Origin of the sequence: Streptosporangium oxazolinicum (assembly GCF_039537505.1) — a bacterium.
Lineage (GTDB): Bacteria > Actinomycetota > Actinomycetes > Streptosporangiales > Streptosporangiaceae > Streptosporangium > Streptosporangium oxazolinicum.
In genome coordinates this window covers 116,213-128,768 of record NZ_BAABAQ010000017.1, presented here as the reverse complement: position 1 = coordinate 128,768, position 12,556 = coordinate 116,213, and the positions used below count along the sequence as shown (strand labels likewise).

The 12,556-nt window shown below is 70.5% G+C and carries 10 protein-coding genes; 5 read left to right on the top strand and 5 right to left on the bottom strand.

What is annotated here, in order from left to right; all coding sequences use genetic code 11:
- Positions 1 to 37 precede the first annotated feature (37 nt).
- Positions 38 to 175: a hypothetical protein gene (locus ABD817_RS34945; RefSeq protein WP_344922689.1), complete on the top strand. Its 138-nt coding sequence runs from the start codon at positions 38 to 40 to the stop codon at positions 173 to 175.
- A gap of 325 nt (positions 176 to 500) precedes the next feature.
- Positions 501 to 1,835, top strand: a complete 1,335-nt coding sequence (locus tag ABD817_RS34940) for a glycoside hydrolase family 6 protein (RefSeq protein WP_344922687.1) — start codon at positions 501 to 503, stop codon at positions 1,833 to 1,835.
- Between the two features lie 132 nt (positions 1,836 to 1,967).
- Here ABD817_RS34940 and ABD817_RS34935 read toward each other — a convergent pair whose 3' ends face one another.
- Complete coding sequence (locus ABD817_RS34935) at positions 1,968 to 2,471, bottom strand: MarR family winged helix-turn-helix transcriptional regulator (protein WP_344922685.1); 504 nt, start codon at positions 2,469 to 2,471, stop codon at positions 1,968 to 1,970.
- A gap of 78 nt (positions 2,472 to 2,549) precedes the next feature.
- On the opposite strand from ABD817_RS34935, the gene ABD817_RS34930 reads away from it, so the two are divergent.
- Together ABD817_RS34930 and ABD817_RS34925 are read left to right on the top strand one after the other, a co-directional pair.
- Positions 2,550 to 2,972, top strand: a complete 423-nt coding sequence (locus ABD817_RS34930) for a DoxX family protein (protein ID WP_344922683.1) — start codon at positions 2,550 to 2,552, stop codon at positions 2,970 to 2,972.
- Positions 2,973 to 3,102: 130 nt separating this feature from the next.
- Positions 3,103 to 3,966, top strand: coding sequence for a hypothetical protein (locus ABD817_RS34925; protein WP_344922681.1), 864 nt, complete (start codon positions 3,103 to 3,105; stop codon positions 3,964 to 3,966).
- Here the strand turns inward: ABD817_RS34925 and ABD817_RS34920 are convergent.
- From ABD817_RS34920 to fxsA, 3 genes are all read right to left on the bottom strand, one after another.
- The gene (locus tag ABD817_RS34920; RefSeq protein WP_344922679.1) at positions 3,902 to 5,887 is read right to left on the bottom strand and encodes a tetratricopeptide repeat protein; all 1,986 of its coding nucleotides are present in this window, start codon (positions 5,885 to 5,887) and stop codon (positions 3,902 to 3,904) included. The two genes, ABD817_RS34925 and ABD817_RS34920, sit on opposite strands and share 65 nt — an antisense overlap.
- A complete protein-coding gene (locus ABD817_RS34915; RefSeq protein WP_344922677.1) occupies positions 5,884 to 6,789 on the bottom strand; it encodes an SIR2 family NAD-dependent protein deacylase in 906 nt (301 codons plus the stop codon). Before ABD817_RS34915 ends, ABD817_RS34920 begins: the two co-directional genes overlap by 4 nt.
- 66 nt (positions 6,790 to 6,855) lie before the next feature.
- A complete protein-coding gene (fxsA, locus tag ABD817_RS34910) occupies positions 6,856 to 7,044 on the bottom strand; it encodes an FxSxx-COOH cyclophane-containing RiPP peptide (RefSeq protein WP_344922675.1) in 189 nt (62 codons plus the stop codon).
- A 264-nt stretch (positions 7,045 to 7,308) separates the two neighbouring features.
- Here fxsA and fxsT point away from each other — a divergent pair, with 264 nt between their 5' ends.
- The gene (fxsT, locus tag ABD817_RS34905) at positions 7,309 to 9,846 is read left to right on the top strand and encodes an FxSxx-COOH system tetratricopeptide repeat protein (RefSeq protein WP_344922673.1); all 2,538 of its coding nucleotides are present in this window, start codon (positions 7,309 to 7,311) and stop codon (positions 9,844 to 9,846) included.
- Here fxsT and ABD817_RS34900 read toward each other — a convergent pair.
- Positions 9,843 to 12,320, bottom strand: a complete 2,478-nt coding sequence (locus ABD817_RS34900) for an FxsB family cyclophane-forming radical SAM/SPASM peptide maturase (RefSeq protein WP_344922758.1) — start codon at positions 12,318 to 12,320, stop codon at positions 9,843 to 9,845. The two genes, fxsT and ABD817_RS34900, sit on opposite strands and share 4 nt — an antisense overlap.
- Between the last annotated feature and the right edge of the window lie 236 nt (positions 12,321 to 12,556).

Sequence of the window (12,556 nt, the reverse complement as noted above, 5' to 3'; positions counted from 1 at the left end):
CCCTGCCCCGGCGGGCGCTCCTGGAGGGAGAAACATCGTGAACGATGACATCACTCGCGAGGGCATGGGGCCCGAGTTCGTTTTCGAGGCCGTCACCGGCCCCGACGGCCAGGAGGTCACGGGCCGCTCGTGCTGCGGCGGTGGCCGCTGCGGCCGTGACGATCTCGATGGCTGAGCCGGCCGGCTGAGACGGCCGGTGGGAGGCGAGGGGGAGATCCCCCTCGCCTCCCGTCTCATGGATACCGGCCACGGAGGTCCCTGCCGTACTGACCTCCCTCGGTACGCCGATAGTGAAGGAGCGCGGTCCGGGAGCCGAAGGTCCCCGTCTCGCCGATCGACGGCGGCCGGGCCCGGGGTGCTGAAACTTTCATCGGGTGCCGGAGGTGTTCGCACAGGTCAGCGTGTCGCGATGTGAGGCGGCACCGGTGCCGACTACGTCCGGGCAGGGTGCGCCACCTATTGTGGGAGCGCTCCCATGCCTCCCTCGAAGGAGCCGATCCATGCCAAGAAGATCGATCCTGGCCACGCTCTGCGCGGCCCTGGTGATCGTGTCAGGTGCCGCGGTCGCCGTCGCCTCCGGCGCGTCCGCCGCCGACTCCCCGTTCTACGTCGATCCGGAGACCAGCGCCGCCAGGTGGGTCGCGGCCAACCCCGGGGACTCCAGGGCGCCGGTCATCCGGGACCGGATCGCCGCCGTGCCACAGGCCCGGTGGTTCACCACCACCAACACCTCCGCCGTGCGCGGCCAGGTGTCGGCGTTCGTCGGAGCGGCGGCCGGAGCGGGCAAGATCCCCATCCTCGTCGTCTACAACATCCCCAACCGCGACTGCAGCGGCGCCAGTACGGGCGGCGCGCCCAACCACACGGTCTACCGGCAGTGGATCGACGAGCTCGCCGCCGGTCTCCAGGGGCGCCCGGCGTCGATCATCCTGGAGCCCGACGTGCTCCCGATCATGACCAACTGCATGAACTCCTCCCAGCAGCAGGAGACCAGGGCCTCCATGGCATACGCCGGCAAGAGGCTGAAGGCCGCCTCGTCCTCGGCGAGGGTCTACTTCGACATCGGCCACTCGGGGTGGCTGTCGCCCTCGGAGGCCGCCGCCCGCCTGAACGCCGCGGACGTGGCGAACAGCGCGGACGGCATCGCCCTGAACGTCTCCAACTACCGATGGACCTCCACCGAGATCGCGTACGCCAAGAACGTCATCTCCGCCACCGGCGTCTCCCGGCTCCGCGCGGTGATCGACACCAGCCGCAACGGCAACGGCCCGCAGGGCAGCGAGTGGTGTGACCCGCCCGGCCGGGCGATCGGCACGCCGAGCACCAACGTCACCGGCGACCCGGTGATCGACGCCTTCCTGTGGATCAAGCTGCCGGGCGAGGCGGACGGCTGCATCGCCGGGGCCGGGCAGTTCGTCCCGCAGCGCGCCTACGACCTGGCCATGGCGGCCCCGCCCGTCACCCCGAATCCCACGCCCACCCCCACCGTGACCCCGACGCCGACCCCCACCCCGACGCCGGGCGTGGGCAGGGCGTGCACCGCCGCCTACAAACTGGTCGGCTCCTGGCAGGGCGGCTTCCAGGCCGAGGTGACCGTACGGAGCACGGGCACCGCGGCCCTCACGGGCTGGACGGTGAACTGGTCCTTCCCCGGCAACCAGAGCATCACCCAGCTCTGGAACGGGCAGCACACCCAGAGCGGCGCGGCCGTCTCGGTGCGGAACGTGTCCCACAACGGCAACCTCTCCCCGGGCGCCTCGGCGTCCTTCGGGTTCACCGGTAACTGGTCGGGGAGCAACGGCGCGCCCTCCTCGGTCGGCTGCGCCGCCGCCTGACCCGGTGACGCGGCAGTGATCCGCTACGGCTCGCGCGGTATGCCCCCCGCGCGAGCCGTAGCGGATTCTTCCGCCTTCCCCGCGACCGCGTGGCCGAAGGGCAGAACCGGTCCCGAGGGTCCGTCGCGCGCGTTACCCTGGGCTTTTGCCCGGCCGGAGCGCGCGGAGCGGGCCCGCGGGGGCCGCCTCCATGGCCGCGGTGGCCTTCGTCATGATCTGTCGCATGGTCTCGACCTCCTCGGGGGTGAGCCGGTCGATCAGGAAGGCGCGCACGACGGCCACGTGGCCCGGCGCGGTGCGCTCCAGGCAGCGCGTGCCCTCCTCGGTGAGCACGGCCAGCACGCCCCGCTCGTCCGACGGGCACGCCGCCCGGGTGACGAGCCCCCTCCGCTCCAGCTGCCCGATCTGGTAGGTGAGACCGCTCTTCGAAACGATCAGCCGGTTGGCCAGCTCGGTCATCCGTAGCCGCCCGCCGGGCTGCTGGGAGAGTTTCGCCAGGATCTCGTACTGGGCGTGGGTCAGGCCGGAGTCGGCTTTCAGCTGGTCCTCGACACGGCGCTCCAGAAGGTGCGTCGCGGCCACATAGGCCATCCACGCGGCCATCTCGCTCTCATTGAGCCATTTCGTGTCGCTCACCGGAATATTGTACTGCTTGTTCAAATTTGAACTAACCGCTATGGTTTGGTGCAAATTCGAATGACAAGAGGAGTCATCATGCTTGACCAGGTACGTCCCTATGCCCTGTTGCTGGCGCGGATCGCCCTCGGCGTGATCTTCTTGGTCCACGGCGCGCAGAAGTTCCTGACGTCGGGACTGACCCAGACCGCCGGGTTCTTCGAGTCCGTGGGGATCCCGCTCGCGGCCGTCGTCGCGCCGGCGGTCGCCGTCCTGGAGGTCGTCGGCGGCATCGCCCTCATCCTGGGCGCGGCCCTGCCCGTGTTCGGCGTCCTGCTCGCGCTCGACATGCTCGGCGCCCTCTTCTTCGTCCACCTCCCCAACGGCTTCTCGGTGGGCGAGGGCGGCTACGAGTTCGTCCTCGCCCTCGCCGCCGGCACCCTGGCCGTCGCCTTCGGCGGCGGCGGCGCCCTGGCCGTCGACACCCTCTGGCAGCGCCGCCGCCAGCCGGTCACCGTCTAGGCGGCCACCGTCTGGCGGGCCACCGGTCCGGCCGGTCATCGGAATTACGGATTCCGGGCCTTTCCCCAACGGGAGGGCCCGGACGACCGGAACCGGCAAGATCGGGCATTAAGAGATCCCGGCCCGGACAATGGGCATAGCTGTTCTCGACAGCGCCCAAGAGCTGGGGGTCGGTGTGCGTTGGTTACAAAGAATCGGCAGGGATTTCAAGGCCAGGCAGCATATCGACGCGTATGCTCTCACGGTCGTTCTCTTCGCTTTCGCCTTTCTCTCGATCTTCGGCGACAAGCTGGACGTCGACCTCAGATGGGCCGTCTTGTTCTCCGGGGTCGGGTTGCTCCTCTACCGGCTCACTCTGCCCGCGGAGCCCTCGGAATCGCCTGCCGGTCTTCTGCACGACCGTTCCGTGTACGACGCGGTGCCGCTCTCCTCACTGCTCGCCCAGGCCCGTGACGTGCGCGTGTTCGCGCCGTCCGCGGTCAACCTGCTCTCGGCGCAGACCTGTGAGCTCATCCGCAACACGGTGCTCGCGCGGGAGAGGGGAAAGGCCAGGATCGTCATTCTCGACCCCATGGAGAAGACGGCGGTCCGGCAGGCCGCGAAGCAGCTGGACGATTCGATCGAGTTTCCCGTCCAGCGGCTTCCCGCCGCGCTGGACAGCACGATGGAACGCCTCCGGCTGATGAGCGGCTGGAAAACCGCGGGCGAGTTCGAATACCGCCTGCTTTCCTACAGCCCGGGATTCAGCCTCGTGCTTGTCGACCCGGAAACCCCCAGGGGCCGTGTCATGGTGGAGATTCACGGTTTCCACAACGCCTCGACCTCCTCGCGCATGCATTTGGAGCTGACCCGTGGCCGCGACGAGCGCTGGTACACCTACTGGGTGAACCAGTTCGACCACATGTGGGAGGCGGCGAGACGCGACGACGTCACGCCGTTTTCCGCAGGAGCTCCTCGGCCTGCTTCCGCAGATGCGGTGGAAGCCCAGGAGTGACCGCGCCGAGCGCCCGCGAGGCGAGCCCCTCCGACATCGCGGGCCGCCCCAGCAGGGCGTGGACGCGCGCGGCCCGCACCAGGACGGGACCGCTGTCGGACTCGCCGGCGAGCGCGTCGAGGATCTCCTGCTGGGCGGCGTCGAACCGCTCCTCCAGGGCGAGGGCGAGCGCCCTGGCGGCGATCGTGGCGGGCCGCTGGTGCCTGCGGACGAGGTCCAGGTCGCGCAGGGCCTCGGCGGGCTTTCCGAGGTCGGCCAGGATCTCGCCGCGCAGCGCGAGCGCCTCGGCGGGGGGCTCGTCCGCGAGCGCGACGGCCCCGTTGAGCAGGGCGAGGGCGGCGCGCGGCTGTCCCAGGTGCCAGAGGGCCTGCCCGAGCGCCAGCTGCGCGGGCAGGTCGTTGGGAACCCAGGAGAGGGCGGCGCGCAGCCGCTCGACCGCGCTGTCGTACCGTCCCTGCGACAGCCAGAGCCGTCCCTCCCCGGTCAGCGCGGAGGCCACCCCGTTGAACCGCTGGAGCGTCGCGAACCGGTCGGCCGCCTCCTCGAACCGGCTCCGCGCGCTCTCCACCTCGCCTTCCGCCGACGCCACCTCCCCCAGGATCAGCAGCGCCTCGGCCCGCACCCACGTCTCAGCGCCCCCCGAGGCGCGGACCGCCTCCTCCGCGAGCCCGCGGGCCGTCTCCCACCCGCCCCTGGCCAGCGCCAGCCTCGCGTCGCCGAGATAGGCCGCCGGGGGCCGCGACTGGCGCACCGAGCCGATCAGGCGATCGTGCTGCAGCTCGTACCAGCGGATCCCCAGCCGGTGCTCGCCCCGCAGGATGTGGGAGTCCTCCAGCGCCTTGGCGACGGCGTTCGGCATGCCGGCCGTCTCGTGGAGGCCCTCGTAGACGGTGTTGCGCGTCCCGTGCTCGGTGACGAAGGTCTTGCGCAACCAGGAGCGGATCTCGCTGGAGGTGACACCGGACTCGGCCGAGACGCGGGCGAGCATCCGATCGCAGAAGCCGGTCAGGAACCGGTCGACGTTCACGTGCAGGTTCACGTGCTCCACGCTGATCTCCCGGAGACCGGAGGGCAGCGACTCCCACAGCGCGGAGCAGACGACCTGCAACTGGACCGGTTCGACCGTGTTCAGCGTCAGCGTGGTCGTCTGCCCCTCGTCGTTGGAGATCGGGACGGTACGTAGGTCGTCGACGAGCCGTTCCGCGGCACCGGGGGCGAAGAACCGGCCGGTACCCTCAAGCGGCCTCGTGGTGGCGTCGAGCGCCGCGGCGCGCGTGAGCGGCGGCAGCTGGAACCGCGCCCGCGAGCCCCGGCCCAGCGGACGCTCGTGCGGCAGGACGGAGGCCAGATACTCCTCGCGCAGCGACAGCAGCAGGTGGAGGCCGTCGTGCTCCTCCACCGCCCTCGCCAGCTGACGCAGGAGCCCGTGGCGCTCCTCCTCACGGTCGAGCGGGCCGCCGAACAGCTCCTCCGCCTGGTCGACGGCGACCAGCACGGGCACCGGGTCGCCGTACCTGTCGGTGCGTTCGGGGCGTTCGGCCAGAAAGTCCGAGACCGTCAGCCCGGCCAGCGCCGGCAGCGGCCGGTCCGGCGCCCAGGCCGACAGCAGCGCCAGCACGTAGGGGTTGCCGGGCACCTTCGGGCGCAGCGAGGTGATGCCGCGCGGCGACACGCGGGCGATGGGCAGGACGTCGGCGCGCTCGGGCTCGACGCGCGGCAGGACGCCCGCGTGGAGAAGGGACGTCTTGCCGACCCCCGAGGCCCCGAACAGCACGGTGAGGCCGGTGGCCTGCCAGATGGTGGCGATGTCGCGGGCCTCGCGCTCCCGCCCGAAGAACAGCGCGTGCTCGCTGCGGTCGTAGGGGCGCAGTCCCACGTACGGCCGGACGGTCCCGTCGCCGGCGCGAGTCGCGGTCGTCATGGCGTCCGTCCCATTCTCCGCCGGAGTTCCGCGCAGAACTCCGAGGCGGTACCCAGGAAGATCGAGATGTTCCAGCGGTCGAGATAGTGGGTGATGTAGCGCCTGGCCTTGTTCTCGGCGCTCTCGGCGCTCTCGGCGCCCACGCCGCCTCCGCCACCTCTGCCGACCTCGGGCATGAGCTGCACGCTCACGTGCCGCCGCTTGTTGCTGCGGGGGGTGTTGCGCACCAGGCCGTGAAACAGCACCCGAAACGTCCAGTCCTGGAGGCTGTAGCCCACGAAGAGCAGCGGCCGGGTGGTCATCGCCCGCAGGATCGGGGTCGGCAGCGGGTGCCGCCCGTCGGTCGCGACGGCGTCCACCATGTTGACGAGGTACGTCAGGTAGTCGGCCTCGGTCAGCACCAGCGACGCGGGCTCCGCCCAGCTTCCGTGCAGGTGGTAGACGATGGGCCGCTGCACCGTCGGCTCCGGCAGGAGAGGGGCCGAGGTGGGGTCGGTGTCCCACCAGGGGGAGACGGCCACGTGGGGCTCCTTGCCCTCCGCCCGCAGCGCCTCGGCCAGGAAGTCGTCGTAGTTCGTCGTGAGGAACGTCGTCAGCGGAAAGGTGGCCAGCAGCCGGTGCGGCTCGCCGGGATCACCCGACGGAGGCCGCCCGTGCGAGCGCAGGTGGCCGCAGACCGCCTCCTTGAGGTCGACGGGATCGCGCACCACGGCCTCGCCGTACTGCATCACCCGGGCCAGGTCGCCCGCGTCGGAGAACGGGTAACCGTAGCGGAGGGCGTATCGGTTGCTGAGGACGGTGCCGGTGGGAAGGGTGCCGGCACAGGCTCCCGCCCCGAGGAAAGGGGCGCAATCACCCCTGCCGAGCTGGTCGATCAAACGTTCCCAGTCGGTGTCGTCCACGGCTCCACCATGTTTGTCGACAAAGAGCGTGAGTCTCGCACTCCAATGTCGCACATCGGTGGGTTGTTACAAAGGTTTTGATATGAACGAATCGAATCCGGCCACCGGACCGGTGTCCTCGTCCTCGACTATTTCGCGCAGTGCGAGACCGAGGACGGAATCGCCGATCCCGTCAAGATCGGCCAGGTTCATCTTCGTGAGGTCGATCAGACCCCTGCCGAAATCGGCGTCGGCCATGACGGCTTCGTCGCTCATGCGGATCTCCCTCACACCCCCGCGTTCCCGGCTCTTCCGTGTGTCCCCGCCCGAGGCCATCGTTACACTCTTCCGATGACCGGGCGAGCGCTCCGGGCGATAATTTGAAGACCGGGCAGTATGGTATACGGATAATAATCCTTTTTAGGGTGTGACGGTGATGTCCTTTGGGGCGTAGCCATAAGACTCTGACCCCTTCGTTTATGCGCTTGCGAGGACCGGACGTCTAGGCTGATCCCAAATCGGGCGAGTGGAGGCGGTCGCGTGCCCATTTCACAGTCGTCGGGGGCTTCCCGGGAAACGGGACGCCAGCCCCAGGTCTGGGGAAAGGTCCCCCAGCAGAACAAGAACTTCACCGGCAGGGAAGACCTTCTCGACAAGCTGCACACCGGGGTCACCTCCGAGGTCACCGCGGTGGTGCCGCACGCCCTCCACGGGTTCGGCGGCGTCGGCAAGACCCACGTCGCGATCGAGTACGCCTACCGCTTCCGCCACGAGTACGACCTGGTCTGGTGGATCCCCGCGGACCAGCCGATGCTGGTGCGCTCCTCGCTGGCCGCGCTCGCCCCGCACCTGGGGGTGCCCTCCTCCTCCGCGATGGGCGTGGAGGACGCCTCCGCGGCCGTGCTGGACGCCCTGCGCCGAGGCGAGCCCTACTCCCGCTGGCTGCTCGTCTTCGACAACGCCGAACAGCCGGAGGACATCAACGAGATCGTCCCGCGCGGTCCCGGGCACGTCCTGATCACCTCTCGCAACCACGCCTGGCAGAGCGTGGTCGACACCCTGCCCGTCGACGTCTTCACCCGGGCGGAGAGCATCGAGTTCCTCAGCAAGCGGGTGCCCAGCTCGACCAGCCTCGACGACAGGAACCGGCTGGCCGACCAGCTCGGCGACCTGCCGCTCGCCCTGGAGCAGGCCGGGGCCCTGCAGACCGAGACCGGCATGTCCGTCGAGCAGTACCTCCGGCTGCTGCAGGAGCAGACGGCCCAGCTGCTCGGGGCCAACAAGGCGCCCGACTACCCGCTGTCCATGACCGCGGCGTGGTCGCTGTCGGTGTCCCAGCTCAAGGCGAAGCTGCCCGAGGCCGTGGAGCTCCTGCGCTGCTGCGCCTTCTTCGGGCCCGATCCCATCCCCCGCGACGTGTTCGGGGTGCTTCCCGACGACTTCGCGCCCGGGTCGCGCCTCGGCCCGCTCCTCGACAACCCGATCCTGCTGAGCAAGGGCATCAAGGAGCTGGGACGCTACGCCCTGGCCAGGATCGACTCCGACAACCGGACCATCCAGGTGCACCGGCTGATCCAGGCGCTGCTGCGCGACGAGCTGAGCGAGGAGGAGCACGCCTCCTTCCGCCACGAGGTGCACCTGCTGCTGGCGGCGGCGTCACCGGGCCTTCCCGACGACAACGTCCTGTGGCCGCGCTACGCGGAGCTGCTCAGCCACGTGACCCCCGCGCAGATCGAGGTCAGCCGCGACCCCCGCATCCGCCGCTTCGCCCTCGACGTCGTGCGCTACCTCTACTCGTCGGGGGGCTACCAGTCGGCGAGGAGTCTCGTCGGGCGCCTGATCGAGAGATGGCGGGCCGACAGCGGCGAGGAGGACCAGCACGTGCTCTCCGCGCACCGGCACTCCGGGATCGTCCTGCGCGAGCTCGGCGACTACCGGGCCTCCTTCGAGCTCAACCGCGTGACCCTGGCGCGCATGCGGGAGGTCCTCGGGCCCGACCACGAGGAGACCCTGCTGCTCACCAACAGCCACGGCGGCGACCTGAGGATGCGGGGCGACTTCGCGGCCGCCCTGGCACACGACGAGGGGTCGCTGCGCCAGCACCGGGCGCTGTTCGGCCCGAAGCACCGCCGGACGCTGCGCACCATGAACAACCTCGCGCTCGACTACATGCTGCTCGGCGACTACCAGAAGGCGAGCGAGCTGCAGCAGACCGCCTACACGCTGCAGCGCTCCAGCGACTCCAAGTCGAGCCAGCAGTCCATCCTCACCTCGTGGAACGGGCTGGCCCGCATCGTTCGGCTCAGGGGCGAATACTCCGAGGCCTGCGACATCGGCGAGGACGCCTACGACTCCAGCGTCCAGGAGCTGGGGGCCGACCACCCCAGGACCCTGCGCGCCGCCAAGGACCTGTCCATCGCCAAGCGCAGGGCCGGGCTGATCGACGAGGCGTTCGAGATCGCCCAGCGGACGTTCGAGCTGGAGGAGCGCATCTTCGGCCGCGACCACCCCGACACGCTCGCGGCCGCCCTGTGCCTGGCCAACGCGCAGCGCACCAGGGGGGAGATCGACGAGGCGCTGGAGCTGCTGCGCGACACCGCGGCCCGCTACCCCAGGAGATACGGGGACGAGCACCCCTTCACCTTCGGCTGCGACATGAACCTCGCCCTGCTGCTGCGGGTCAACGGGGAGGTCGAGGAGGCGAACGCGCTCGACCTGAGATGCCTGGAGGGCTTCGACCGCACGCTGGGGCGCGAGCACCACTACTCGCTCACCTGCGCGATCAACCTCGCGAGCGACCTCGCCGCCAGGGGAGAGACCTCCCAGGCCGGGCGGCTGGGCGAGGAGACCCTGGCCCAGCTGCGGGAGCTGCTGGGCGTCGACCACCCGCTCACCCTCGCCTGCGCGAACAACCTCGTCGTCGACCTGCGGGTCCGGGGAGCCCTGGCGGAGGCGGAGAGGCTGGAGGCCGACACCTTCGAGCGCTACCGGCGGGTGCTGGGCGAGGACCATCCCGACACGGCGGTGGCGCTGAGGGGGGAGCGGCTCGACTTCGACTTCGACCCGCCCGCCCTCTAACCGTTGCGCCGGAGCCAGCGCGCGCGGTGGTCGTCCGAGCGTTCACGGCTCATGGCCCGCGCGCGGGCCGGCACGCTCTCCCGCGACCAGCCGTCGAGGCGCCGTGCCATCCCGGCCGTGAAGCTCTCCCCCGCGGGGGTGAGCCGCCCGCTGCCCAGCAGGGTGCCGGTGACCAGGCGCGAGGCCTCGCGCCACTGGTAGAACTCCGCGTGCGCGCGCAGGGCCGCCTCCCCCGACTCCAGGCCGCGCTGGCGCATCCAGAAGCCGGCCACGCCCAGGAAGGCGTACGCGCCCTGGAGCAGCCCCGGCACGGGGCGGGGATCCTCGCGCCAGGGGGCGTAGTGGCGGGAGCCGTCGTCGGGGAGGGTGAGGGGGACGAGGTCGAGCAGGGCCGAGAGCTTCGCGTGCTGCGTCTCGTGCGTCAGCGTGACCGCGAGCGAGGACGCGTCCGGCGGCGTCGACAGGGCCACGCAGCCGAAGGTCTCCCGCGAGGACGAGCTCGACTGGCCCCTGGCGGGCGCGACCAGCGGGGTGAGGACCGTGATCGCCGTGGCCACCTCCTCGGCCACGACCCGGTGGTGGCGCACCAGCAGATCCCAGGCCCCGTGCAGCGCCGACTGCCACCGCTCGGTCTCGGCCTCGGTGAGACGCCCGCCGATGTTGCCCGTCCCCGGCATCCGGTAGGGGTCGAGGTCGTCGATGACCAGGCGGAGCGACATGCCGTCCGCCTCGCTGGACAGCGAACGCAGCCCCCGCCACCCCGGGGCGTCCTGGCGGGGGTCGCGGGGAATCCGGACGATGATCCCGTCCGCGGTGATCTCGGTGTCGTCCGGGCCGCACTCGACCGTGGCCGCCGAGACGGTCGGCGGCAGGACCGCCTGCCCCAGTGACGGCAGGGTGACCACCCCCTCCACCGCCGGTACGTCGATCTCGCAGGCGGTGCCCGAACGGATCGCCGCGGCGGCGGCGAGCGCCGCGAGCTGTCCCGGAGCCGCGTCGCCGTCGCCGGCGACGAGCATCTTGACCGTACGGCGCGCCCAGGCGCCCACCGACGGGTGGCGCAGGACGGCGTCGACGACGCCGGGGTAGCGGCGCTGGACGGTGGCGAGCAGGTCGTAGGCGCGGCGGGTGGCGGCGCCGTCGGGATGGCCGCTCGCCCGCGCGGTCTCCAGCACCCCGCGGACGAGGAGGACGTGCTTGCTGTGCTGTGCGGCGGACAGTTCGGCGACCGCGGGGCCGCCCCCGCCTCCGGCGGCGAGTTCCGAGAACGTCCCGGCCGCGATCCGGTGCTCACGCAGGTTCATCGTGCCCTTTCTCTGCCGTTTCGATCGGGCCGAAAGGTCGGCTTCGACCGTTCTCTTGATGTGCCCGATGAGACGGAGGAGGTCGGGGGAGTACACGGAGGGGTTGGCGAAACCGTGGCCGGAGCGGTAGCGGTGGGCGTAGTGGCCTCCTCCGCAGACCCGGGAGACCGGGCACGCCCGGCAGGTCGGGGAGAGGGCCGCCTCGCCGATCTGGCGGGCGGCGACCGAGGGGAGGAGCAGGACGTCGTCGAAGGAGTCGCGCGCCACGTGCAGCCCGGTCTCCGGCGCGCCCGGGTAGGCCGACTTCAGGGCGTCCGACTGCTCGATGCCGCCGTCGGTCTCCACGACGACCATCGCCGCCGGGGACAGGCCTATCTGCTCGCTCGACGACGAGCCGCCGAGCAGCCCGTGGATGATCTCGTTGAACATCCGGATCCAGGTGGGCCGCCGGGGCGCGGCGTACCAGCGGTCGAAGATCGGGATCAGCCAGTCGGCGTACGGTGTCGCCTCGGTGTCGGGGGTGCGGCCGGGAGGGGGCGCCGACCAGTTGCCGTGCGGGAGCAGGAAGTCGACGGCCGGTGGGTCGAAGGCGAGCAGCGCCTCGTAGGCCCCGATCGGGTCGTTCCTGAGGTCGATGGTGCACAGCAGGCCGCTGAACAGGTGCCTGAAGGCGGGCGAGCCCAGCAGGCCGAGGGCGCGCAGGACGTCGGCGTGGCTGCCCTGGCCGTTGGCACGGCGGCGGCCGCGGTCGTGCATCGTCTCGTCGCCGTCGAGGCTCACCCCGACCCGGACGCCCAGCTCGTCGAAGAGCCGGAGATAGGGGAGGTCGAGCAGGGTGCCGTTCGTCTGCAGGCCGACCGCGGTCCGGGTGGCGGGGCCGACCGCCGAGCGGACGAGTGTGACGAGCTCGCGGATCGCCTCGCGGCCGGCGAGCAGGGGCTCGCCCCCGTGCAGGATGATTTCCACGTTCGCCAGGCCGTGGCGGTGGGCGTGCTGGGCGATTCTCGAGGCCGTGGCGGCGAAGGTCTCCCGTGACATTTGTTTCGGTCGGGTCTGCCACGAGGAGTCGGCCATTTCGTACATGTAGCAATATTTGCAGGCGAGATCACATCTGCTATGGATCTTCAGGATGAACTGCCGGAACGGAGTCGGCCGCCAGCCACCGGCCATCAGCTCTCCGATATCGAGAGTCGACGGCCACTCGTGCATCGCTGATCAGCCCCCTGCCGAGACCACGTTATGTGACGCCCGAAAGATGTTTACACGATAGATGATGGCCGGTCGCCGTTCCAGGTTGCGGGGAAAACCAGTGATCATGTCGGGGAAGGGTAGGTATTCACCGGGCTGAAACTTGACTAATGGGGCAAACTCATGCCAGATAGAGAATGGCGCAAGAGAGGTATGCC

Excerpts from the sequence above, each read along its gene's own strand:
- ABD817_RS34900 (WP_344922758.1), bottom strand. The coding sequence starts at position 12,320 with ATGGCCGGTGGCTGGCGGCCGACTCCGTTCCGGCAGTTCATCCTGAAG.
- ABD817_RS34930 (WP_344922683.1), top strand. The coding sequence starts at position 2,550 with ATGCTTGACCAGGTACGTCCCTATGCCCTGTTGCTGGCGCGGATCGCC.
- ABD817_RS34940 (WP_344922687.1), top strand. The coding sequence starts at position 501 with ATGCCAAGAAGATCGATCCTGGCCACGCTCTGCGCGGCCCTGGTGATC.
- ABD817_RS34925 (WP_344922681.1), top strand. The coding sequence starts at position 3,103 with ATGGGCATAGCTGTTCTCGACAGCGCCCAAGAGCTGGGGGTCGGTGTG.
- ABD817_RS34920 (WP_344922679.1), bottom strand. The coding sequence starts at position 5,887 with ATGACGACCGCGACTCGCGCCGGCGACGGGACCGTCCGGCCGTACGTG.
- fxsA (WP_344922675.1), bottom strand. The coding sequence starts at position 7,044 with ATGAGCGACGAAGCCGTCATGGCCGACGCCGATTTCGGCAGGGGTCTG.